This window comes from Pseudomonadota bacterium, from assembly GCA_039818985.1.
In the GTDB taxonomy this organism is placed as follows: Bacteria; Pseudomonadota; Alphaproteobacteria; order Sphingomonadales; family Sphingomonadaceae; genus Alterisphingorhabdus.
The window spans coordinates 201,171-222,469 of the sequence record JBCBSU010000001.1; the positions used below are offsets into that span (position 1 = coordinate 201,171).

The 21,299-nt window shown below is 59.5% G+C and carries 18 protein-coding genes and 1 pseudogene; 13 read left to right on the plus strand and 6 right to left on the minus strand.

Annotated features, from left to right (window positions below):
• The first annotated feature begins 35 nt into the window (after positions 1-35).
• From AAFX04_00790 to AAFX04_00800, 3 genes are read left to right on the plus strand one after another with little or no spacing between them, the layout of a single operon-like run.
• A complete protein-coding gene (locus AAFX04_00790; GenBank protein MEO1043956.1) occupies positions 36-950 on the plus strand; it encodes an ABC transporter permease in 915 nt (304 codons plus the stop codon).
• Positions 950-1,729, plus strand: coding sequence for an ABC transporter permease subunit (locus AAFX04_00795; GenBank protein ID MEO1043957.1), 780 nt, complete (start codon positions 950-952; stop codon positions 1,727-1,729). Before AAFX04_00790 ends, AAFX04_00795 begins: the two co-directional genes overlap by 1 nt.
• Positions 1,726-3,276 carry an ABC transporter ATP-binding protein gene (locus tag AAFX04_00800; GenBank protein MEO1043958.1) on the plus strand — a complete coding sequence of 517 codons (1,551 nt, stop codon included), beginning with the start codon at positions 1,726-1,728 and terminating at the stop codon, positions 3,274-3,276. Before AAFX04_00795 ends, AAFX04_00800 begins: the two co-directional genes overlap by 4 nt.
• Before the next feature lie 5 nt (positions 3,277-3,281).
• Here AAFX04_00800 and AAFX04_00805 read toward each other — a convergent pair whose 3' ends face one another.
• Positions 3,282-4,118, minus strand: a complete 837-nt coding sequence (locus AAFX04_00805) for a TorF family putative porin (GenBank protein ID MEO1043959.1) — start codon at positions 4,116-4,118, stop codon at positions 3,282-3,284.
• A 111-nt stretch (positions 4,119-4,229) separates the two neighbouring features.
• On the opposite strand from AAFX04_00805, the pseudogene AAFX04_00810 reads away from it, so the two are divergent.
• A pseudogene (locus tag AAFX04_00810) lies at positions 4,230-5,131 on the plus strand (IS1595 family transposase).
• Positions 5,132-5,214: 83 nt separating this feature from the next.
• Here AAFX04_00810 and AAFX04_00815 read toward each other — a convergent pair.
• Entirely contained in the window at positions 5,215-5,607 is a 393-nt protein-coding gene (locus AAFX04_00815) for a hypothetical protein (GenBank protein MEO1043960.1), read from the minus strand.
• Positions 5,608-5,713: 106 nt separating this feature from the next.
• On the minus strand, positions 5,714-6,577 hold the full coding sequence (locus AAFX04_00820; GenBank protein MEO1043961.1) for a DUF4747 family protein: 864 nt from the start codon (positions 6,575-6,577) through the stop codon (positions 5,714-5,716).
• A 142-nt stretch (positions 6,578-6,719) separates the two neighbouring features.
• On the opposite strand from AAFX04_00820, the gene AAFX04_00825 reads away from it, so the two are divergent.
• Positions 6,720-7,265 carry an MmcB family DNA repair protein gene (locus tag AAFX04_00825; GenBank protein ID MEO1043962.1) on the plus strand — a complete coding sequence of 182 codons (546 nt, stop codon included), beginning with the start codon at positions 6,720-6,722 and terminating at the stop codon, positions 7,263-7,265.
• A gap of 23 nt (positions 7,266-7,288) precedes the next feature.
• Here AAFX04_00825 and AAFX04_00830 read toward each other — a convergent pair whose 3' ends face one another.
• Entirely contained in the window at positions 7,289-7,945 is a 657-nt protein-coding gene (locus AAFX04_00830; protein MEO1043963.1) for an ankyrin repeat domain-containing protein, read from the minus strand.
• Between the two features lie 165 nt (positions 7,946-8,110).
• Here AAFX04_00830 and AAFX04_00835 point away from each other — a divergent pair, with 165 nt between their 5' ends.
• The 3 genes from AAFX04_00835 to AAFX04_00845 are packed head-to-tail and all read left to right on the plus strand — an operon-like array spanning position 8,111 to position 9,938.
• Positions 8,111-8,737 carry an SCO family protein gene (locus AAFX04_00835; GenBank protein ID MEO1043964.1) on the plus strand — a complete coding sequence of 209 codons (627 nt, stop codon included), beginning with the start codon at positions 8,111-8,113 and terminating at the stop codon, positions 8,735-8,737.
• Complete coding sequence (locus AAFX04_00840; protein ID MEO1043965.1) at positions 8,737-9,174, plus strand: YcgN family cysteine cluster protein; 438 nt, start codon at positions 8,737-8,739, stop codon at positions 9,172-9,174. Before AAFX04_00835 ends, AAFX04_00840 begins: the two co-directional genes overlap by 1 nt.
• Positions 9,171-9,938 carry a SprT family zinc-dependent metalloprotease gene (locus tag AAFX04_00845; protein MEO1043966.1) on the plus strand — a complete coding sequence of 256 codons (768 nt, stop codon included), beginning with the start codon at positions 9,171-9,173 and terminating at the stop codon, positions 9,936-9,938. The genes AAFX04_00840 and AAFX04_00845 overlap by 4 nt, the downstream gene beginning before the upstream one ends.
• A gap of 12 nt (positions 9,939-9,950) precedes the next feature.
• On the opposite strand, the gene AAFX04_00850 is transcribed toward AAFX04_00845, so the two are convergent.
• Positions 9,951-12,116 (minus strand): PBP1A family penicillin-binding protein, encoded by a 2,166-nt coding sequence (locus AAFX04_00850; protein ID MEO1043967.1) that lies wholly within the window; start codon positions 12,114-12,116, stop codon positions 9,951-9,953.
• Positions 12,117-12,280: 164 nt separating this feature from the next.
• Complete coding sequence (gene msrB, locus AAFX04_00855) at positions 12,281-12,691, minus strand: peptide-methionine (R)-S-oxide reductase MsrB (protein ID MEO1043968.1); 411 nt, start codon at positions 12,689-12,691, stop codon at positions 12,281-12,283.
• A 74-nt stretch (positions 12,692-12,765) separates the two neighbouring features.
• On the opposite strand from msrB, the gene AAFX04_00860 reads away from it, so the two are divergent.
• The 5 genes from AAFX04_00860 to AAFX04_00880 all read left to right on the plus strand — a co-directional run bounded on the left by AAFX04_00860 (position 12,766) and on the right by AAFX04_00880 (position 21,100).
• Complete coding sequence (locus AAFX04_00860) at positions 12,766-14,934, plus strand: alpha-galactosidase (GenBank protein ID MEO1043969.1); 2,169 nt, start codon at positions 12,766-12,768, stop codon at positions 14,932-14,934.
• Positions 14,935-14,971: 37 nt separating this feature from the next.
• Positions 14,972-15,736: an SDR family oxidoreductase gene (locus AAFX04_00865; GenBank protein ID MEO1043970.1), complete on the plus strand. Its 765-nt coding sequence runs from the start codon at positions 14,972-14,974 to the stop codon at positions 15,734-15,736.
• 89 nt (positions 15,737-15,825) lie between these two features.
• Positions 15,826-16,245 carry a tetratricopeptide repeat protein gene (locus AAFX04_00870; protein MEO1043971.1) on the plus strand — a complete coding sequence of 140 codons (420 nt, stop codon included), beginning with the start codon at positions 15,826-15,828 and terminating at the stop codon, positions 16,243-16,245.
• Between the two features lie 459 nt (positions 16,246-16,704).
• Positions 16,705-18,270, plus strand: a complete 1,566-nt coding sequence (locus AAFX04_00875) for a hypothetical protein (GenBank protein MEO1043972.1) — start codon at positions 16,705-16,707, stop codon at positions 18,268-18,270.
• A gap of 127 nt (positions 18,271-18,397) precedes the next feature.
• Positions 18,398-21,100 carry a TonB-dependent receptor gene (locus AAFX04_00880; protein MEO1043973.1) on the plus strand — a complete coding sequence of 901 codons (2,703 nt, stop codon included), beginning with the start codon at positions 18,398-18,400 and terminating at the stop codon, positions 21,098-21,100.
• The last annotated feature ends 199 nt before the right edge of the window (positions 21,101-21,299 follow it).

Genomic DNA, 21,299 nt, shown 5'->3' on the forward strand with positions numbered 1-21,299 from the left:
GTGACCTTGGCAATTTGCTGGGGCATCCTCGCACCATGCCGGGGATTATCCTTCAACGCCTGCTTACCGCGATTCCGACGCTGCTGGCGATCCTTCTGGTGTCTTTCCTGCTGATGCGTTTTGCGCCGGGTGGTCCATTTGATGGCGAGCGGCCGCTTGATGAGGCGACGCGCGCGGCGCTGGAGGCGAGCTATGACCTCGATCAGCCCCTATGGCAGCAAATGACCGGCTGGTTCGGCCAGGTGCTGCAGGGCGATTTCGGCCCGAGCCTGGTCTATCGCGACTTCACCGTCACCGAGTTGGTGGCGCAGGGATTACCGGTGTCGCTGATGCTTGGAGGCGCAGCGATCATCTTGGCGCTGGCATTGGGGTTGGCCATGGGGCTGCGCGCCGCACTGAAGCCCGGTGGTTGGGTGGATAATGCCCTTATGCTCAGCGCAACTTTGCTGACCGCGTTACCCACATTTGTTACCGGGCCATTGCTGGCACTGATCTTCGGCGTATGGCTGGCGCTGTTGCCGGTGGGCGGCAGTGGTGGCGTGACCCATTGGATATTGCCGGTGATCGCGTTGGCACTGCCAGTGGCGGGCGTTATTGCGCGGCTGGTGCGCGCGGCGCTCGCCGATATCTGGCGACAGGACAATATCCGAACTGCGCGGGCGCGTGGCCTGTCGGCGATGCAGATGCTGACCCGCCATGCGCTGCGTCCGGCGCTGATCCCGGTGGTCAGCTATTTGGGGCCGGCCGCTGCCGGGCTGCTTACCGGCGCGGTGGTGATCGAGACGGTCTTCGGGCTGCCGGGGCTGGGCCGCTATTTTGTCCAGGGCGCGCTCAACCGCGACTATCCGCTGATCATGGCGGTGGTGCTGATCTATGCGGTGCTGATCATTGCGTTCAACCTCATCGCCGACATTCTCTACGCCGTGCTCGATCCGCGGGCTCGCGCGTGATGCGCATAGCGACCATCCTTGTAGCGCTGATCGTGCTGTTCGCCCTGCTGGTGCCGTTGCTGTCACCATGGGATCACGCCAGTATCGACTGGGATCATGTCAGCGCTGCAGCCGGGGTGAACGGCCATTTGCTTGGCACCGATGATGTCGGACGCGACGTGCTGGCACGGCTGGCGGTGGCGACGCGGATCACGCTGGCTGTAGCGCTGACCGCGGCGATGGTGTCGCTGGTCATCGGTGTCATCTGGGGCGCGGTGGCGGGCTGGATTGGTGGTCGCGTGGATGAATTCATGATGCGCGTGGTCGATGCGCTGTTTGCATTGCCCTTCATGTTCGTGGTGATCATCCTGATGGTGGTGTTCGGTCGCTCGATCATCCTCGTTTTTGTCGGTATCGGGCTGGTCGAATGGCTGACCATGGCGCGGATTGTGCGCGGCCAGGTGCTGGCCCTGAAAAACCGGCCCTATATTCTGGCCGCACGCGCCGCCGGAGCACCGGCAACCACCATCCTGGTGCGGCATATATTGCCCAATATTGCCGGTGTCGCCCTGGCCTATCTGGTGCTGACCCTGCCGCAACTGGTCATGATCGAGAGCTTCCTCTCCTTTCTCGGTCTCGGCGTACAGGAGCCGTTGGTGTCGCTGGGCATGCTGATCAAAGATGGTGCCGAAGTCATGGATATCCGGCCTTTGGCGCTGTTGCTGCCGGGCGGGATCATGGTGACTCTGCTGGTGGCGCTGACGCTGATCGGTGACCATTTGCGGGACCGTTTCGCATGACCCATCTGGTCTATGACAATTTCGGCGCGGTGATCGATGGCCGGCGCCGTGTCAAGGGGTTGCGCTTCTCGGTGGCACGTGGCGAATGCGTTGCGCTGATCGGCGAATCCGGATCGGGAAAGACACTGAGCGCGCTCACCCCTTTCGGCCTCAGCCCGGCGGTGATGACCGGAGCGGTCACACTCGACGGGCAGGATCTGGGCATCGTGTCCGGAGCGGAACGAAGCCGGATAAGCGCCGAGAATGTTGGCTTTGTATTCCAGCAGCCGCTGACCGCGCTGACCGCACATATGCGGGTGCGGGCGCATCTTACCGAATGCGCCATGCAGCGCCGGGGCGCGACGCCGCCCGATGATGCCGCCATGATCGCGATGCTGGAGGAGGTTGGCCTTGTCGATGCCAATCTGCTCGAACGTTATCCGCACCAGCTTTCCGGCGGCCAGCGCCAGCGGCTGATGATCGCCTGCGCACTGGCACATCACCCGTCATTGCTGGTGGCAGACGAGCCGACATCGGCGCTTGATGCACCCTTGCGCGCCGCGATATTGTCGCTGCTGACGGCACGGTGCCGCGAACGCGACATGGCGCTGCTGCTGGTGACGCACGATCTGGCGATGCTGGGCGACTATGCCGATCACATGGTGGTGTTGCGCCAGGGTCAATCTGTCGAACAGGGGCCGGCCAGGGCAATATTGTCCGATCCGCAACAGCCCTATGCACAGCGGCTGATGGCGGCGATTCCGCGCATTGATGCCAGTCTGCCGTCGCGCCCCGATATCGGCGCGCCTTTGCTTGAGGTACGCGATCTCCGCATCCGCTTCCCGACGCCCGGGCTGTTCTCCGAATCCTTTGCTGCGGTGCGCGGTGCCGGCTTTACGGTGGCACAGGGCGAGGCGCTGGCCTTGGTCGGTGGATCCGGCTCGGGCAAATCGACTATTGCCCGTGCCGTGGCCGGTCTCGGCCCGGTGTCGCGCGGCACGCTGACTTTCGACGGGCAGAAGCTGACAACGAAGCGCACACCGGACCAGAGGAGGATGATCCAGCCGGTGTTCCAGGATCCTCTTGCAAGTCTCGATCCGCGCTGGCCGGTGTCGGAGATCATTGCCGAGCCATTGACTCATTTGCGTCCCGATATCGCTTATTGGGAGCGTGTGGGCCGGGTGAAGAAGGCGATGCAGGCGGTGGAACTCGACCCGAAGCTGGCGGATCGCAAGCCGCGCGAGCTATCGGGTGGTCAGGCACAGCGCGTCGCCATAGCCCGGGCGCTGATCAGTGAACCGGCGCTGCTGGTGCTTGATGAGGCAACCTCCGCGCTTGATCCGGTCATTGCCGAGCAGATCATGGTGTTGCTGGCCCAGCTGCGCGACGAACGCCGGATCGCATTGCTGTTCATCACCCATGATATTGCGCTGGCCTGGCGGTTATGTCATCGCATTGCGGTGCTCGAAGCCGGAGAGATTGTCGAGAATAGCGGCGCCGATGCGCTGGTGACAGCGCCGCAGAGTGATGCGGCCAAGGCGCTGGTGGTGGCGAGCGCGCGCGGATAGGCGGTTCAGAACTTTGCAGTCAGCCCGATGACCAGCCTGGCATCGGCAATTGACCCGGTGCCGTCCTGTCCTTCGCTGAAAAAGGGTTGCAGAAAAGCCGATTCCGCAGCGCCGATATCGGTGTCGATATAGCTGATGCTGAGTGTCAGCGGTCCGGCCAGCGGCAGCGATGCGCCGAGCGACCAGTCCCAATATTCCCCGGTCGGGGCGAGGCTGGTATTATTGGGACCAAGTCCGGGATTGCCGTTGGAATAGCCAATATGCCCGCTCAGCGTGATCGGCGTATCGGCAATGGGCAGGTTCGCATCGCCGGCGAGATAGAGATTGTCCTCGCTCTGGCCACGGCTGAACGGCGTCGCGCTAAAATTGCCCAGCGCCTCCTGCGGCGGCGCGTAATATACCGACGCCGTCAAATCGAGTGGCCCGGTGCTGCCACTGACGTGGACAAAGCCCTCCCAGAAATCGGTTTCATTGACACCGCCGGGAAAGGATATCCAGGTGATGCCTGTATCGATAGCGGCATTACCGATGGCGGTGATATATCCGAGCGACAGGTCGAGTTCGATATCGGCGCCGCCAAAAGTGCCCCAGCCACGAAGTGTCGAGGCCCAGGCGGCAGTATAGAAGCCGCTTTCATGGATGACAGTGAGGCCGCCTTCGACGGCGACGTCATTGTCGGATTCAGAGATGCCGCGATAACGATAGTCGGAGACCAGCGCCAGCTCGCCGCTGACGCGCAGGGCCGGGCTCTCGGCGTCTGCGGCACTTTCCCCTTGCTGCGCCCAGCCGGGCGTCGACAGTGCCAGCAGGGCGATGACCATGGCGTGGACGGGCATGAGCATAGATGTTCTCCCCCTTCTCATCATAACGCGATTTACCGACGCCGCCACCCTGCCCCCATCTTGGGTGTGTATCCCCTTTAGATACGTAACCTGATCTGGTATATAATGGGCATGAACAAAGCCAAACCCATTACAACCGCCCAATTCTTCCGCCAGTTTCCCGACGATGAAACGTGTCTCCAGCATCTTTTCGATGTTCGTTTCGGCCAAGGCCATGTTTGCCCGTCATGCAAGCGCGAAAGCAACTGGTATCGGATCAAAGCAGAGCGGGCCTATAGCTGCCAGTGGTGCGGTCATCATTTGCACCCGACTGTAGGAACACCGTTCCAGCAAACACGCACCCCTTTGCAACTCTGGTTCTATGCCATCCACCTGTTCACCACCACGCGACATGGCGTGTCGGCAAAGGAATTGCAGCGCCAGCTTGGCGTGACATACAAAACCGCGTGGCGCATGGCGAAACGCATTCGTGAGCATATGGCGGACGTAGACGGCGAAGATCGTCTAGGCGGTCTGGGTCGCACAGTGCAGATCGACGAAACCTATGTCGGCGGTGTGCGCCGCCGGGACCGTCATGGTGGTGACCCCTCAGTGAACAAGACCACCGTATTCGGGATGCTCGAAGTTGACGGTGAAGTCATTACACAAGTTGTTCCCAATCGCCGCAGCGGCACATTGCTTCCCCTTATCCGCGCCGCGGTGAAGCGCCCTAGCACCGTCCATACAGACGAGCACATGGGCTATGGCGGCCTTGCAACTATGGGTTATCGCCACCAGACCGTAACCACAGCGACGAGCAATATGTGTGCCGCCATACTGGCGCGACCGTAAATGCCATCGAGAACTTCTGGCGGCATCTGAAATGCTCAATCACCGGGACGCACATTAGCGTCAGCCCGAAATATCTCGGGCTCTATGCAAAAGAGTTTGAGTATCGCTTCAATCGTCGGAATCGTCCCGAGACGATGCTTCCTGAGCTTCTGTCGACTTTCCGGCCATTGAGCGTAACGTAGTGTCAAAGGCATCAGCATCACCCTTCGGGTCGTGCTGATGCTCCTTGATAAAGTCACCTAGCCTTCCCGAATCTCGGGCTTGCTTAAGAGTCGTCTTTTTCATCTTCATCAATCGCTATGTTGTATATTCTTGAGATATTCAAAAGCATTGCAGCTATTGATACCGCGGAAGCCACTCCATAGGTTCCGAAAAAGAAAGTCACCGCCGCCAAAATATCAGAGTTCTTGTAGCTACTGCAAAAAAATGCCAGTATCAGTGCAATAGTTTGAACTAAAATGAAGTGAAAAAATAACACAACCACCTTCATGAACAGAGAATCTTCTTTCCCGTTTTCGCGTATTGCAGCGGTAAACTTTGGCCCGGACAAAGCAAGGATGATAGCCATCCCCGCTAGGGTGAAAGCCATTAAGGCGGGAACCACCGTCAACATTATATCTGCCATAGGGCGCTCATCTTGGAAAAAGCCGCGCTCCATCCAAAAGGGGAAGCATCCTGCGGTTATGACCAATGATACATAAAAATATGGTGACTTTATAAGGCCGCCTATTCCGCCGTAAATGCGCCAGTATATCCTAAAAGGCTCAAGGCTCGTCACGCTTGTCCCTAGCGCTACGCGCAATTTCTCTAAGAGCGACCATAAAGGATGTGCCTTTTTCAATGGTGCGTTTGACAATTTTTGGAACCTCTCTGGTCGATCTCTTATCCCTGTTTCCGTTCTCATCCAAGCCTGATGAGTCAACGTGACCGCTGCGCGCGCCAACTTGAGCAAGGGTCATATTCTCGTCATTCAGATCAACACCGTCGGTTTTTGCCTGACGCGACAAAACTCGCTTTTCACTTTTGGCGTTCTGGTCAATCAGTGATTGCATCACACGGTTGGTGTCAGATGTAATGTCGTCTTGATTAGGGCGCTTAACTAGTATCTCAACTTTGTCTAACCTAGCGAGGCCCAAGACGTAATCAATGGCGTCATCGGTCGGGATAACCGTAACTTCGACGAGCTCAGCTCGGCTACCAAGGACACTCGGACTCAATAGCTTATCAAAAATTCGCTCCAGGCGCCTAGGCGATACGGTTTGCCCGTCATCGTTAATCAGCTCCACAGTCAGAAGATGGCGCTCAATATCAAAAACACAATAAAAAACGCGACCGTTGACACCATACTGAGCCGTAAAGTTGCGGCCCTCACGAGGGAAGTTAGCTTTCTTTAGCGCAGCCTTGTCTATTGTAGGCTGATCAGGGTCAATTTCCGTCCAAATTATAAGTTGGAATGAAAGCCAAGATTCATCCTCAAACGATAATGGGGCAGTTATAGCTGCCTTCTGCTGCCCCCAAAATCCTACGGGCTTTTCAGCCGCGCTTTTCAACAGTCGCTCATAAACACCCTCAGGGTGGGGAGTAGCTACGATATTAAGAAAGCCTGCCTCTATAGTTCTATTGGACATAACCCCTCCTGTTTCAGAGAGATTACTTTATCAATTAGCGATTCGAGTCAAACTGGCGGAAAGCAGCGTCCACCACTTACCTATGCGAAGGGGATACACGCCCCATCTTGCCTTGTTCCTTTTATGTTCTATAGTCTGCTGTATGACTCTACAAACAGATGCCGATTCGTCTGCTTCCGGCGCGACTATCCCCTTATCCGGTACCGATCAGGGCCAGACCACGCTGCTCAACGGCGCTGCGGCGGTGGCGCGCGGGGCGATACGCTTTTTTGCGCGCAATGATATCTGGCTGGTGCCTGAGGTGTCGCTGCCCAATGGCCGTCGCTGCGATCTGGTCGGGCTCGACCCCAAGGGTGCGGTGACCATCATCGAGATCAAGACCGCACGCAGTGACCTGCTTGGCGACGATAAATGGACCGAATATCTCGATTATTGTGACCGCTTCTACTGGGCCCTGCCGCCGGAGTTCGAGCATGGGCTGGTCGATCGTGAAGTATTTCAGCCACAGCGCACCGGGCTGGTCGTCGCCGACAGCTATGATGGCGAGCTGGTGCGCGCGGCAGCGCGTCACGCGCTGGCGGCGCCACGGCGCAATGTCATGGTACGCGAACTGGCCCGGGTGACGATGCGCCGGGCGGCACAGCTTGCCGACCCGCAGCTGCTCCATGTCGGCAGTGCCCCAGGCTGAAACAGCGCCGGTGGCGCTGCCGTCTAGCGGATGGTCGGGCCGAAAACTTCGGGCTTCGCCTTTTGCTGTGACCGCTCTTCATCAGACGCCTCAATGGCGCCCAATATCGTCGCGCGGCGAGCATCACCAGTGGCATAGTCACGCGCCGATTTTCCCGCCAGGCTGTCGACGCGGTCGGGATCGGCGCCATTTTTCAGAAGCAGCCTTACTGTCGCCAGGTCGCCCAGCTGCACAGCGCGGATCAGTGGCGTCTCACCGGAACGGTTTGCCTGGTCGACACGAGCCTTGTTCTTCAACAAAACTTCGACGCCATCGGTGAAGCGAAGCATTGTCGCCATCATCAACGGAGTGGCACCTTCCTTGGTCTCGGTATTAGGATTGGCACCCTTTTGCAACATGTAGCGCAGCCACAGCAGATCGCGTCGCTGGATAACGATATGCAGTGCAGTCTCGCCGGTGGTGAGGTCCCGGCTGTTGATGATCGTGGTGCTGGGACGATCGAGCAGTTCGTTGACGGTGGTGCCGTCGCGTTCGCGCACCGCCTTGAGGAAATTGTAGGATTCGGAGAATTGTGCCATGGCCGGTGGGGTCAGCGACAGGGCGGCTATGGTCGCGATGAGCGCGGCGAGCAGATGGCGCGGAGAAAACCGGTCCGGCAAGATGGCAGAGAAGGCAGTCATGATAGAGGCGATACCCTTTTTTCCATATACGACGGCCCCGGATATGGTGGACGGGGCGAATTGGCCACAATATAGGACAAGATTGTCGAAGACGCCAGTGAGCGCCTGTAGCGAAACTGCTACTGGCACAGTCAGGCTGATGCCAATCTGAACGGACCCGATTTCATGCGACTCTTTTTCCTTCCTGTCCTTGCCGCTCTTGCCCTCGGCGTGTCTGCGTGCAGCGAAACCGACTCAACCGACAGCAATGACGCTCCGCTGGCCGGTGCCGATATCGGCGGCAGTTTCACCCTGACCAACCAGAATGGCGAGACGGTATCGGAGAGCGATTTTACCGGCCAGTATCGCATCATGTATTTCGGCTATACCTATTGCCCCGATGTCTGCCCGGTCGACCTGCAGAAGCTGGCCAAAGGCTTTGCCGCGTTCGAGAAAGCCAGTCCCGAGCGTGCGGCGAAAATCCAACCGATCTTCGTTACCGTCGATCCCGAGCGCGATACGCCCGATATCATCAAAACCTATGTCGATGCCTTTCATCCGCGGCTGATCGGGCTTACCGGCAGTGCTGAGGATATCGATGCGGTGCGGAAGAAATTCGCGGTCTATGCGAAAAAGGTCGAGAGTGACGAGACCACCGAATATCTCGTCGACCATAGCCGCCAGGCTTATCTGCTTGGCCCCGATGGCAAGCCGCTGGCGCTGCTTTCGGTCGATAAGACACCCGACGGCCAGAGCTCGGTGCCCGACGATATCGCCGCTGAACTGGACCGCTGGGGGCCGCAAGCCGGGTGATGGCGACCGAGCGGCCGTTCTGGGAAAAGCCGCTGGCGAGCCTCGACCGCGGCGAATGGGAAGCGCTGTGCGATGGCTGTGGCAAATGCTGCCTGCACAAGGTCGAAGACGCCGATAGCGGCGCGATCCATCCGACCAATATTGCCTGCCGCCTGCTCGATATAGAGACAGCGCGCTGCTCAGATTACCGCCATCGCCGCGCCTTTGTCCCCGATTGCCTGCGGCTGACCAAGGGCAATGTCGACGATATCAACTGGTTACCCCAGAGCTGCACATATAAGCTGCGCGCCGCCGGCAAGCCGCTGCCGGAATGGCATTATCTTCTCACCGGGAACCATGCAGCGATGATCGAGGGCGGTCACAGTGTTGCCGGTCGGGTGGTGTCCGAAACCCGGGCCGGGCCGCTGGAGCACCATATATTGGAAGAACCATTATGACGCTCGAACGATTGCTGTCGCGCAGTGCGGGCCGGGCTGTCCCATCTGCCGAGCCGCTCAGTGTCATGCTCGACGGGCTTGAAGTGCCGGTGCGTATTCGCCGCCACCCGCGTTCGCGCTCGCTGTCGCTGCGTATCGACCCGAAGCATCGCGGGGTGTTGCTGACAGTGGCTCGCGGCGTCCCGGTCCGCGAAGCGCTGGCCTTTGTGCATGAGCGCAAGGACTGGGTGACCGAAAGACTGGAACGCTTGCGCGAACAGCCGGTGATCGGCGATGGTTCGCAAATCGCATTTCGCGGCGATCCCTATATCATCACCTGGGATGCACAGGCCCGGCGCAAGCCGCAGATTGTCGATGACCGGATCGAGATTGGGGGCGACAAAGCACATATCGGGCGACGGCTCGAACGCTGGCTGCGCGATCAGGCACTCGGCGCCGTCCGTCAGGATACCGCGCTTTATTGCCAGCGGGCCGGCATTGCCGATCCGCCGCGTGTCGGGCTGACCAATGCCCGGCGGCGCTGGGGCAGTTGTTCCAGTAATAGCGGGCTGCGTATCCATTGGCGGTTGATCATGGCCCCCGACAATGTGCGCCGCTGTGTCGTGGCGCATGAGGTGGCGCATCTCAGGCACATGAACCACAGCGCCGCATTTTATGCGTGGATGGATGCGCTGTTTCAAGAAGACCGTATCGCTGCCGACAAATGGCTCAAACAGCATGGCCCTGGGCTGCAGCAGCTCGATTTCAGCGGCGAGGTTGGGTGACCCGAAACACCCCTAGCCGCCATCCTCCCTGACCCCGGGGGGCAGCAGCGATTCGGGCTGCCCCGGGTCAGGGGCTTCTCGCTCACGCTCACGGCGATTGTTGCGCGGCGCTGGCGGTGGTGCGGCGTCCGGCGTGCCATTGCCGCCGGTTGCCCGGTCGATCCACCGCTCGTCGAGAGTCTGTGGCACCGGACGCTCCTGCTCCGGTCCCTCTTCCGGTTCATCGAGATCATAGAAATCAGCTTCGCCCAGCGCTACCGGATTGCCATATTCATCGACGAAATAGCTGTCGCCGGCATCGCCGAAATAGGCTTCCTCGTCAGGCTCGAGCTGCCAATCGGGCAAGACCACCTCGGTGTCGAACTGCTCCACCGGACGTCGGGCGACGGCGATCTTCATGAAATCGGCAAAAGCCCGGGCGGGCGCCCGGCCACCCTGCAGTCCGCCAACCGCCTTGGCGTCATCACGGCCCATCCAGACACCGGTGGTGAGGCCGCTGGAAAAACCGAGGAACCAGCCATCCTTATTGCTGTTGGTGGTGCCGGTCTTGCCCGCGACCGGGCGGCCGATCTGTGCCGCGCGCCCGGTGCCGGTATTGACCGCTGTCTGCAGCAGGTCGGTGATACCGGCGGCGACATGTGGCGGCACCAGCACCTGCGCATCGGTATCGCGATGCTGGTACAATATCTCGCCATCGATGGTGGTGACCTTGGCAATGCCATAGGGCGCAACCGATACACCGCCCTGGCTGACCCCGGCAAAGGCCCGGGTCATGTCGATGACACGCACTTCGGATGTGCCCAGCACCATGGACGGCGTCGTGCGGATCGGGGTCGAGATGCCGAAGCGCCGCGCCATATTGGCAATGGTGCCATAGCCCAGATCATCGCCAATCTGCGCCGCCACTGTATTCTTGGAATAGGCAAAGGCGGTGCGCAGCGTGATTTCGCCGGCATAGCGGTCACCGCTGTTGCGCGGAGTCCATCCGGCAATGGTCACCGGCTCGTCGGTGACGATGTCGCTGTTGGTATAGCCCGATTCCAGCGCCGCCATGTAGACGAACAGCTTCCATGCCGATCCCGGCTGGCGCACCGCATTGGTGGCGCGGTTATAGTTGGAGGTGACATAATCGGTGCCGCCGACCATGGCGCGTACCGCCCCATCGCGATCGATCGAAACCAGCGCCCCTTGCGCGCCTGCAGGCGCATGGGCCTGGATCGCATTGGTCGCGGCGCGCTGCATGTCGAGGTCGAGCGTGGTCCACACCTCAATAGGCTCATTGCCCTCGTCGATCAGCGTGTCGAGTTGCGGCAAGGCCCAGTCGGTGAAATAGCGGGCGCTGTTCTGCCCGCCTTCGGGCGTCAATGTCACTTCAGCGGGGCGGGTCTCGGCTGCCTCGGCTGCGGTAATGGTGCCAGCATCCTGCATCACCTCCAGTACCACCGACGCACGGTCGACCGCAGCCTGGGCATCAGCAGTGGGGGAATAGCGTGACGGCGCCTTGACCAGTCCGGCAATAATCGCCGCCTCTGCCAGCGATATCTCGCTGGCGCTGTGGTTGAAGAATTTGCGGCTGGCGGAATCGACACCATAGGCGCCGCCGCCAAAATAGACCTTGTTGAGATAGAGTTCGAGAATCTGGTTCTTGGTGAATTTGCGTTCCAGCGCGAGCGCCAGAATCATCTCGCGGCCCTTGCGCGATATGGTGTAGCTGTTGGTCAGAAAGACATTGCGCGCCAGCTGCTGAGTGATCGTTGAAGCGCCCTGCAGCCGCTTGCCGGTGCCGTAATTCTGGAACGCGACCCAGCCGGCCCGGGCGATGCCGACCGGATCGATGCCGAAATGGCTTTCGAACCGCCGGTCCTCGACCGCGATCATCGCATCTTTCATGACATCGGGGATTTCGTCATGCTTGAGCCAGTCGCCAAAGCTGGGGCCGATCGAGACGATTTCAGTGCCGTCTGCCGCCAGCACCCGGATCATCTGGCCATTGGGGGAGGCCTTGAGTTCCTCGAAGCTGGGCAGGTTGGACATGGCGGTCCACACCGCAACACCAACGGCGATGGCCCCGAACATGACGGTGACCAAGCCGATACGGGTCAGCCGCCAGAACCATGTCCTGATCGGTCCCTGTTTCTTGCTTTTGCGCGCCTTTTTGCGCGATTTGGCAGCCGCCATAGATGTTTCCTCTAAACAGCCCTGCAGGCCGTTCCAGACGCTATGCCGGTTGCGGCTTTATGGCGGCTGAATAAGAGGTTCAGCCGACAGCGCGCGCGACCGGCGATAGTGCGATCACCGCCTCTTACCCCAGACCGGGCACAGAAGGAATCCCCCAAAAGCGCTCAGGAGTCGGTGCCGTCTTTGCGGTCCGCAAAATCGAGCGCGGCCGAGTTCATGCAATAGCGCAGGCCCTCGGGGCCGGGGCCATCGGGAAAGACATGGCCGAGATGGCTGTTGCATTTGGCGCATTTGATCTCGGTGCGTATCATGCCGAAGCTGACATCGCGTTCCTCTATCACCGCGTCGGGACTAAAGGGGTGGGTGAAGCTTGGCCAGCCCGAGCCGCTGTCATATTTGGCGTCTGAATCGAACAACTCCGCGCCGCATGCGCCACAACGAAACATGCCATCGCTTTTGAAGTTGTTATATTTGCCGGTGAAGGCGCGTTCGGTTCCGGCCTCGCGCAGCACATGATATTGCTCCGGGGTCAGTTCCTCGCGCCATTCGGCGTCGCTCTTTTCGATCTTGCTCATGTTCTGAAGATGGGGAATGTCACACTGTCGGTCAAGAAGCGCCTCCACCCTTGCTGCGAAGGATATGATCGCCCATGATCGGTGCATCCGGCGGCAGTGGTGGAAAGACAAGAATGCGCATCGTCACCCTGAAAGGCCGTCATGTCGCGCTTGCCATCCAGGCGGAAACCGGAAAGCCGCCTTATGTGCTGCACTGGGGCAGGGCGGCGCAGGGTGCGCTTTATCCCGAGGCCATGCGTCATGCGGTTCCGGGTCGCGAGGATATGGTGTTGCGTCCATCCCTGGCGCTGGAGCCGGGGCTTGGCCTGGCGGCACAGCCGGGGCTGTTGATCGCGCGCAATCGCCGCGACTGGGATGCATTGCTGTGCGTTGAGGCGGTGGAGCATGACGAGCAAAAGTTGCGGATTATCAGCGCCGATAACCGTGCCGGGGTTCGCCTGACCCATGAATTCACCAGCAGTGCCGTGCATGACATCATTATGCTGACCACGCGGCTGGAAAATAGTGGCGATACCCCGCTCGACGTGCAGCGAGCGCAGACCGCGGCATTGCCGCTGCCGCCGCATATCAGCGACATTATCGGCTTTTCCGGGCGCTGGGCGGGCGAGTTCCAAACCGAGCGGATCGGCCGCTTCACCGCAAGCTGGGTAAAGGAGAATCGGCGTGGCCGTGCCGGCCATGACGGCTGGCCCAGCATCATCGCCGCAGAGACCGATACAGGAGAGCATCATGGCGAGGCCTATGGCCTGCATCTGGGCTGGAGCGGCAACAGTCGGATCAGTATCGAGACGCTGCCGGAAAATCGTGTGCTGGTTTCTGGCGGCGCACTGTTTTTACCGGGCGAGATCGTGCTTGAACCGGGAGAGCATATCGACTTGCCGGCGCTGCATCTCGGCTGGTCCGATGCCGGACTCAATGGCTTGAGCCGGAGCTATCACGACCATGTCCGTCAGGACATATTGCCATCAAGGCCTGACACCGCCGAACGTCCCGCGCGTCCGGTGCACTATAACAGCTGGGAAGCGGTCTATTTCGATCACCAGCCCGAAACACTGATGCAGCTGGCGGATTTAGCGGCGCAAGCCGGTGCCGAGCGCTTCGTCCTTGATGACGGCTGGTTCCTTGGTCGGCGCAGCGATGCCGCCGGTCTGGGCGACTGGTGCGTCGATCCTGCTGTCTATCCCGATGGGCTAGCTCCGCTGATCGATCATGTCCAGACACTGGGAATGGAGTTCGGTTTGTGGGTGGAGCCGGAAATGGTCAATCCCGACAGCGATCTGTATCGCGCCCATCCCGACTGGGTTCTGCAATCCATGGCGCGCGACCCGGTACCGTTCCGCGACCAGCTCGTGCTCGATCTGACCCGGCCCGAGGTCGCTGATCATATCCATGATGCGCTCGATGCACTGCTGCGCGAAAACGCCATTGGCTATCTCAAATGGGACATGAACCGCGATATCAGCCATCCGGCCAATGCACTCGGCCATGCCGCTACCCATGCCCAGACCGAAGCCGTATATGCGCTGATCGACCGGTTACGCGTGGCGCACCCGCATGTCGTGATTGAAAGCTGTGCTTCGGGCGGTGGCCGTGCCGATCTCGGCATTTTGCACCGTACCGACCGCATCTGGGCTTCGGACAATAATGATGCGCTGGAACGGCTGGGCATCCAATGGGGTGCGAGCTACATGCTGCCGCTCTGTGTCGCCGGGGCGCATGTCGGGCCGCGCACATGCCATATTACCGGGCGGATATTACCCATGGCGCTGCGTGTGGCGGTGGCGATGTTCGGCAGCATGGGGATAGAGGCCGATCTGCGCCGCGAGAGCGATGCGGACAGGGCGGTTCTGGCGCAGGGCGTTGCGCTGTACAAACAGCATCGCGACCTGCTGCATCGCGGCGATTTTGTCCGGCTGGAGCGCAGTGCTGCCCATATCGCCTTTGGGGTTGTCGCTGGCGACCGGCAGGAAGCGCTGTTCCTGCGCGCCAATCTGGCCGAACCGGCCTTTGCCATTCCTGCGCCGCTGCGGTTTGCCGGACTTGATCCGCAACGCCGTTACCGGTTGCGTCTTGTCTGGCCGCAGCACTGGCGTTCGCCGGCGCGCGATGCGGAGAGGATCTTCAGCCGGCTGTGCGATGAGGGCGTTACCATGCCCGGAGCGGATCTGATGCATATCGGCGTAGAACTGCCCGTCAGCCATCCCCAGACCGCACTGTTGCTGCATCTGACGGTGCAGGACTGAACCGTTTCCCGATCATTTGAACCAGAGAGGATATTCCATGCAGATAGATGATAAAGTGATTGTTGTGACCGGCGCGGCCAGCGGCATCGGCAAGGCGCTGGCAGAGGCTTTCGTCGCTGCGGGAGCGCGGCATGTGGTGTGCGCCGATGTCGATATGGAGGGTGCCGCGCAGGTCGCATCAGGGTCTGACCGCATGTCGGCACATGCCTGCGATGTCAGCCGCGAGAGCGATATCATCGCGCTGATCGATGAAACCGAGGCGGCGCACGGGCCGATTGACCTGTTCTGCTCCAATGCCGGGATATTGATGATCGGTGGTGCCGAAGTGCCCGATGCCGAGTGGCAGCGTATCTGGGACATCAATGTCATGGCGCATGTCTGGGCGGCACGGCATCTGGTGCCACGGATGCTGGCGCGTGGCGGTGGCTATATGCTCAACACCGCATCGGCAGCGGGGCTGCTGTCGCAAATCGGTTCCGCGCCCTATTCGGTGACCAAGCATGCGGCTGTCTCTTTTGCCGAGTGGCTGGCGATTACCCATGGCGATGCCGGCCTGAAAGTATCGATATTATGTCCCCAGGCAGTGCGTTCGGCGATGACGGCCGGGCATGAGGATGGCGTGGCGAGCGTCGATGGCCTGCTCGAGGCAGATGTGGTGGCACAGGCCTGTATCGCCGCAATTGCAGCGGAGAAGCTCCATGTTCTGCCGCATCCTGAAGTGGCGGATTACAGTGTCAGGCGTGCCGAAAACCCGGATCGCTGGGTAGCAGGAATGCGTAAATTGCAAAGAAATTTCATTTGAATGTCAATTCAATGACAAAATAATTACAAATATATTTCAATTAAGCGACAATTCCGCTACAGTGCTCTTCCGTAGCAAGGAGAGACACTATGGCAAATCATGCAAAAACACTGATGCGCGCATCGGTTGTGGCGGCTCTTGCCGCAATGGCTGCGATGCCACTGACCGCCCAGGCGCAAGACAATATGGATATGGATCATATCGATAGCGAGAGCGTCCCGGGAAATGCCGCACTTGATCGCGGTAATATTGCCGAGGCAATCACGATGCTCGAGGCGGCACGGCTGAATGAGGGCAATGATCCGGCAATCCTGATCAACCTCGGGCAGGCCTATGCCCGTGCCGGTGATCGTGAAAAGGCACGCAGCCTGTTCATCAAGGCGCGCGACAGTCGCCGTGGCTATGACATGGTGCTGAGCAATGGCGATGTGGTCAGCTCACGCCAGGCAGCCATTGCCGCGCTGGAATGGCTCGACAGGACAAGAGCGACGGCACAGCTCGATCGCTGAAACAGCACTGAAGATCCTGTCGAAGGAAGGGCCGCTGGCGACAGCGGCCCTTTTCTTTTGGTGCCTCGCGCTCGGTCCTTCCAACGTTTGCAAGGCTGTGTCCTGAAAGACACGATTGCCGAATATATTGGTCCAATAAGACGATCAGTAGAGGTTTTACAGCACTGCCAATGGCCATGGCGATTTGGCCAGCAGGACGGTCATCGCTTTGGCGCACGAATATAAGTGGCGGAATTACAGGACTGTTAACTTTTATCATTCGCGACTGAAACACCATCGTAACATTTGCAACAAGATCGTCATTCTTTTGTCTTGGCTGCGTAATCGAAATCGCAAACCAGCGTCATCACGCCTTCCTAGATGCATCGCCGCAAGGCGGGGGCAGGGGATACCGACTCATACCGCGTCGTCTGCACAAGCCTTTAGTGATTTAGCAAATATGCGGAGTTTTGAGACATGATGAACGCACGTATTCGTTCAGTCCTGCTTGCCACGGCAGCGGCTGTTACTGTTACAGCCTGTGGCGCTGACGATGTGGCCTCGCCGGGCGAAGGCGTTATCGTCCTTCCGGCGCCAACACCGGCTCCGCCGGCTCCGACGCCGACGCCTCCGACGCCGACGCCTCCTGCTGGTGGCACTCCGCCTGCTGATTGTGTCGCCGGGACGGCCAATGTTGGCCTGATCACGCTTGCCAATGGCACCGAAGCGCGTAACTGCCAGCTTTCGGGCGTGGTTACCGGCAACGTTGTTCTCGAAGATCGCGGCAACACGATCTACTCGCTCTCCGGTCGTGTCGACGTTGGCATTGATGCCGGCACCGATGGCACCGTTCCCAACCCGAATGGCGCGGTTCTGACCATTGAGCCGGGCGTAGTCGTCTTCGGTTCCTCGGGCGCTGACTTCCTGCTGGTCAATCGCGGTTCGCAGATTTTTGCAAACGGCACCGCGAATAGCCCGATCATCTTCACCTCGGCCAGTAATGTCACCGGTGATGCCGGCGTTGACACCATTGGCGCCTGGGGCGGTCTGGTTATTCTCGGCCAGGCACCGATTTCTGAATGTTCGGAAGGTGATCCCAGCAACCCTGCCGATGCTGACGGTAACTTCCGTACCGATTGTCAGGCGCCGATTGAAGGCACCACCGGCGCATTCTATGGCGGCAATGACCCGAGCGATAATTCGGGCAGCCTGACCTTCGTCCAGGTTCGCTATCCCGGCTTCGCCATTTCCGCCGGTAACGAGCTGAACGGCATCACCTTGGGTGCTATCGGTTCGGGCACACGCTTCGAGAATGTCCAGGTCCACAACAGCTCGGACGATGGCATCGAATGGTTCGGCGGCAGTGTCAACGGACGCAACCTCGCCCTGACCGGCAATGACGACGACTCGATCGATACCGATGTCGGCTATCGTGGCTTCCTGCAATATGTCCTTGTTGCCCAGCGCGCTGGCGGTGGTGATCAGGGCTGGGAATCGGACTCGGAAACTGGCCAGGACATCTTGCCGCGTCAGTTCACCCAGATTTCCAACTTCACCTTTGTCGGCAATGGCGGCTCGGGTGACTTTGGTGTCCAGAAGCGTGGCGGTGCCGACGGCTCGCTGTTCAACGGCACCATTGCCAATTTCCAGACCTGTATCGACTTCGACGAGGACGAAACCGTCCGTGCCGCCGATCCGACGATCCAGGAAGCTGGCCCGGTTCGGTTTGAGTCGGTCTTCCTGACCTGCGCTACCGCGTTCAACGATGACAGCGATGTCGGCGCTGACGAGGCGGATGACTCGTTCCTGGCCGGTAGCAACAACACCCTCAACGGTACATCGACCCTGACGGCGATCTTCATCAACGGCGCCAATGAAACGGCGGTTACACCGTTCGACGTCACGGCGATCGACAGCTTCTTCCAGGCCGTCGACTTCATCGGCGCGGTGCGTGATGCCAATGACACCCGTTTCCAGGGCTGGACATGCGGTCTCTATGATACCGACCAGCCCTGTACTGACCTGGCCATCAGCCTCAACAACTGAGGCCAGCTCGGGAAATGACATGCTGGGGCGGCGGCGAGATCGTCGCTGCCCCACTGTGTTTTGAAGAAAAGTTTTAAGGGGACCCAGGGCTATGAAGAAGCCGCTTACCTTCGCCGCCATGTTGCTCATGAGTTCGGCACTTGTTTCGCCATCGGCTTTTGCACAGACTGCCGATGATCAGGCAACCGATACCACCGCCGAACCTCAGGCCGATGCGCAGCAGGAGGACGAGGATGTTCAGGAGGAAGTAGAGGTTCTGGGTCCGGGCGCAGGTGGTGACCAGCCGATTACCGTTATCGGTCGTTTCATCCCCAATCCGGTGCGCACCGAAGCCGAGGTAGTCACCGTTCTCAGCGCCGAGGAAATCGCGCGTACGGCGGATGGCGACATCGCCGGGTCGCTGTCGCGCGTCACCGGCCTCAGCACGGTTGGCGGTCGCTTCGTCTTTGTCCGCGGTCTCGGCGACCGCTATTCTTCAGCCCTGTTGAACGGTATGCCCCTGCCGTCGCCAGAGCCGCTTCGCCGTACCGTCCCGCTCGATCTGTTTCCCAGCAGCGTCATCGGCTCGGCCAAGATTACCAAAAGCTATTCGGCCAGCTATCCCGGCGAATTTGGTGGTGGCGTCATCAACCTGACCACACGCTCAATTCCCGACGAGCCGTTTTTGACCATCAGCACCGGTATTGGCTATAATTCGGAAGCGACATTTGAGCTGGGCTATACCTTTTTCGGCAGCGATACCGATTTTCTCGGTTTCGACAATGGTGCCCGTGATCTACCTCCCGGGCTGCAGGCGGCTTTCAACAATAACACGCCGGTCTTCTCCGGCCCCGGTGGTCTCAGCGATGCCGAGGTACGCGGCATTACGGCCGGCCTCAACAATGCTGACCTCATCCTGACCCAGCGCAACGATAACATTCCGCCCAATGGCGATATCAGCTTTGCCGCCGGCACCAACTTCTATGTCGGTGACGCCTATATCGGTGTCATCGCCCAGGGCGGCTGGCGCAATGGCTGGCGTACGCGTGGTGGCAGACAGGAACTGGCCGGCATTCCGGCAGCCGACGGCACGCTCGGCCTGCTCAACGGCTTTGATTATCTGACCACCCAGAACAGGGTCGTGCTCAACGGTTTGCTCGGCTTTGCCGCTGAAGTGGGTGAGCATAAATTCCGCTGGACCAACTTCTTCGTTCGCGACACCGCCAAGGAAGCGCGTATCCGCGAGGGTTTCCGTACCAGTATCGATGCCGAAGGCCGGTTGCAGGAAGCGCGGAACACCACCTTTGAACGCCAGTTGTTCAACACCCAGTTCATCGCCGAGCTTGATTTTGGCGCGCTGGATGTAAATGTTCGTGCAAACTATGCGAACGCGCAGCGTAATTCGCCGTTCGAATTCAACACCGGCTATTCTTTTGACCCCAATATCCTCGGATCGGGTCAGGGGGGGTTCGTCAACAGCCTTGGCCAGATTGCCAATGGCGAATTTGCCACGGTTGCCTTTTCCGAACTCGATGACGAGACTATCGGCGCCGGCATTGACCTTGCCTATGAACTGAACACCGGTATCCCGGTTACGCTGAAAGCCGGCTATGCCTATTCGCGCAACACGCGTGACTCGCTGCGCCGTGACTTTGAATTTGCGCCCGCGGGTGCGGCGCTGCCAAGCCCGGTCACCCAGCAGCGTATCGACTTCCTGCTGTCCGATTTCAACGTATCGGCCTTCGACATCCAAATTCGCGAATTCTTCGGCGTTGCCGGCGCGCAATTCTATGAAGGCGAACTGGAAGTGCATGGCCTTTATGCCGAAATCGATGCCGAACTGACTGACGGTTTGCGGCTTGAAGCCGGCGTGCGCTGGGAAGATGGCAGCCAAAGCGTATTCCCGGACGATATCTTCGATCTTGGCGGCATTCCGATCATCCCGACCAATATCAATGAGAGCGACTTCCTGCCCGGCGCTACGCTGACATGGAACTTTGCCGAAGACATGCAGTTGCGATTCGCCGCATCGCGTACATTGGCGCGACCCCAGTTCCGCGAACTGGCAAACCAGCAATATCTCGACTTCGAGACCGACCGTACATTCTTTGGTAACGAGTTCTTGCAGAACAGCCAGTTGACCAACTTCGAAGCGCGCTATGAATGGTATACCGGCCGTGATGAGCGTCTTACGGCTGCGGTATTCTATAAGGACATCGAGGATCCGATCGAACTGATCGCCTTCGCCCAGGGTGACTCGGCGCGGTTTACCACTTTCGCCAATGCCCCGAGTGCCGAGCTTTACGGTATCGAGCTGGAGGCGGTGCAATATTATGACCTGTTCGATCTGGGCGGATCGTTCTGGGAAGAGCGGCGCCTGCTGGTCGCGGCCAACTATACCTATACCGACTCCTCGCTGAACATTAACGACACCGACCTGATTCTGACGCCGTTCAATCCGGGCGTGCCTTCGCCGGCAGCGGGTGTGTTCGATGATGGTGACCGTCTCGTCGGCCAGTCGGCGCATCTGGTCAATGTCCAGATCGGTCTGGAAAGCACAGGCGATCGCCTGTCGCAACAGACGCTGATCCTGACCTACAACAGCGACCGCGTTACCAACCGTGGTACTCAGGGGCAGCCTGACCTGTTCGAACGTCCGGGTGTCCTGCTCGACTTTGTCTGGCGCGAGGGTTTCAATCTGTTCGACAAGCAGATCGAAATACGCTTCGAGGCGCGCAACATTCTCGGTGAAGATTATATCGAATTCCAGGAGAATGACGTGTCGCGGGTCATCACCAACAGCTATGATTATGGCACAACCGTGGCATTGACCGCAGAAGTCACTTTCTGATCGACCGGGAAATGCCGGACGCTTGTCCGGTTCGGCAATAAAGGGCGGGCCTGTGGGTCCGCCCTTTTACGTAGGCATATTCAGCTTCGCCATGGCGGATATGACCGGTTATCCTGTCCGACGCGGGGATTGTAAGAAAAGCGCCATATAAGAGTCACCATCTGGTAAACCATGCCGCATAGCGCGCTTATGACAGGTG

Bases quoted from the DNA above. Each gene is read 5' to 3' on its own strand.
- AAFX04_00790 (MEO1043956.1), top strand. From the start codon at position 36: ATGCCGGGGATTATCCTTCAACGCCTGCTTACCGCGATTCCGACGCTG.
- AAFX04_00795 (MEO1043957.1), top strand. From the start codon at position 950: ATGCGCATAGCGACCATCCTTGTAGCGCTGATCGTGCTGTTCGCCCTG.
- AAFX04_00800 (MEO1043958.1), top strand. From the start codon at position 1,726: ATGACCCATCTGGTCTATGACAATTTCGGCGCGGTGATCGATGGCCGG.
- AAFX04_00805 (MEO1043959.1), bottom strand. From the start codon at position 4,118: ATGCTCATGCCCGTCCACGCCATGGTCATCGCCCTGCTGGCACTGTCG.
- AAFX04_00815 (MEO1043960.1), bottom strand. From the start codon at position 5,607: ATGGAGCGCGGCTTTTTCCAAGATGAGCGCCCTATGGCAGATATAATG.
- AAFX04_00820 (MEO1043961.1), bottom strand. From the start codon at position 6,577: ATGTCCAATAGAACTATAGAGGCAGGCTTTCTTAATATCGTAGCTACT.
- AAFX04_00825 (MEO1043962.1), top strand. From the start codon at position 6,720: ATGACTCTACAAACAGATGCCGATTCGTCTGCTTCCGGCGCGACTATC.
- AAFX04_00830 (MEO1043963.1), bottom strand. From the start codon at position 7,945: ATGACTGCCTTCTCTGCCATCTTGCCGGACCGGTTTTCTCCGCGCCAT.
- AAFX04_00835 (MEO1043964.1), top strand. From the start codon at position 8,111: ATGCGACTCTTTTTCCTTCCTGTCCTTGCCGCTCTTGCCCTCGGCGTG.
- AAFX04_00840 (MEO1043965.1), top strand. From the start codon at position 8,737: ATGGCGACCGAGCGGCCGTTCTGGGAAAAGCCGCTGGCGAGCCTCGAC.
- AAFX04_00845 (MEO1043966.1), top strand. From the start codon at position 9,171: ATGACGCTCGAACGATTGCTGTCGCGCAGTGCGGGCCGGGCTGTCCCA.
- AAFX04_00850 (MEO1043967.1), bottom strand. From the start codon at position 12,116: ATGGCGGCTGCCAAATCGCGCAAAAAGGCGCGCAAAAGCAAGAAACAG.
- msrB (MEO1043968.1), bottom strand. From the start codon at position 12,691: ATGAGCAAGATCGAAAAGAGCGACGCCGAATGGCGCGAGGAACTGACC.
- AAFX04_00860 (MEO1043969.1), top strand. From the start codon at position 12,766: ATGATCGGTGCATCCGGCGGCAGTGGTGGAAAGACAAGAATGCGCATC.
- AAFX04_00865 (MEO1043970.1), top strand. From the start codon at position 14,972: ATGCAGATAGATGATAAAGTGATTGTTGTGACCGGCGCGGCCAGCGGC.
- AAFX04_00870 (MEO1043971.1), top strand. From the start codon at position 15,826: ATGGCAAATCATGCAAAAACACTGATGCGCGCATCGGTTGTGGCGGCT.
- AAFX04_00875 (MEO1043972.1), top strand. From the start codon at position 16,705: ATGAACGCACGTATTCGTTCAGTCCTGCTTGCCACGGCAGCGGCTGTT.
- AAFX04_00880 (MEO1043973.1), top strand. From the start codon at position 18,398: ATGAGTTCGGCACTTGTTTCGCCATCGGCTTTTGCACAGACTGCCGAT.